The organism is Nocardia sp. 852002-20019_SCH5090214, assembly GCF_001665865.1.
In the GTDB taxonomy this organism is placed as follows: domain Bacteria; phylum Actinomycetota; class Actinomycetes; order Mycobacteriales; family Mycobacteriaceae; genus Nocardia; species Nocardia nova.
This window is the reverse complement of the sequence record NZ_LZMK01000370.1, coordinates 1-1,159: the sequence shown is the minus strand read 5'-3', so window position 1 is coordinate 1,159 and position 1,159 is coordinate 1. Positions and strand designations below refer to the sequence as shown.

General features: G+C 65.8%; 1 protein-coding gene. It reads left to right on the top strand.

Annotated elements, in window-relative coordinates:
• Window positions 1-62: 62 nt before the first annotated feature.
• On the top strand, window positions 63-1,159 hold a 1,097-nt coding region (locus A5780_RS30220), incomplete at its 3' end, for a hypothetical protein (protein ID WP_156769496.1).

Genomic DNA, 1,159 nt, shown 5'->3' with positions numbered 1-1,159 from the left:
CATCGTTGGGCAGGCGATCTTGTAGCGTTGCTGGCTGACATTGCAAGGGATGGGGAGTTGTCATGAAACGCAGAGGGTTACGACGACATATCGCCGCAGTCGCCGCCGCGGCGGTGGCCGCCACGGTGGCTGCTGGCGCAGCGGAAGCAGCCCCCTCGCAGAACCCCGTGGTCGTGAATCTGCCTGCCCCGACGGGCCATTACCCGGTCGGCGTCACGGATTGGTACCTCGACGATGCCGACCGCGCGGATCCGTGGACATCGGGACACCGTGAACTGATGGTGCAGATCTGGTACCCCGCCGCTGACCAGTCGACGGCACCGACTGCTGAATGGATGCCGCCTGGCGGCCGGGAAGAACAAGCCGAGTACCTCACCAGACTCGGTGTCCCCGCTGGCAGTTGGACTCTCGCGCCCAGCCACAGCCGCCGCGACGCAACCGCCCGCGCCGACGGACGAGCCTTCCCGGTGCTGCTGAACTCACCCGGAATGGACGACACAACCGGATGGAGCACCGCTCAGGCCGAAGACCTCGCCAGCCACGGCTACATCGTGGTCGCGATCAACCACACCCACGAAGCGTTCGCGGTGCAGTTTCCCGACGGACACACCGAACACACTCAGGTGCCACTGGATTCACCACAACACATCCTTCCCGATCTACTCCTGCCGACCAGGGTCGCCGACACACGCTTCGTCCTCGACCAACTGATGACTGCTGCCACCGAACAGCCGGGACGCGCTGGACTCCCACCGCACCTCGCCGAGGACCTCGACCTGTCGAAAGTCGGAATGTTCGGTCACTCGCTAGGCGGGTCGACAACCGTGCAAACGATGCACGACGACCACCGTGTCCGTGCCGGCGTCGATCTGGACGGCCCGATCCTGGGCTCTGTCGCCGCGGACGGTCTCGACCGGCCGCTGCTGATGCTGGCCAGCGACACCTCGCCCTGGTTCGGCAATCCGGGCTGGGAACCGCGCTGGGCAACCAACACCGGGGTGAAGATCCCCCTGCGCATCGCAGGAACCCAGCACATGTCGCTGTGCGACCAGCAGATCATCCTGCCGCAACTGACCACGGCCGGCCTGCTCGAGCCCGCCAAGAAGGCCGAAGCAGTCGGCACAATCGACACGGCCCGTTCGATCGACCTGCAACGGGC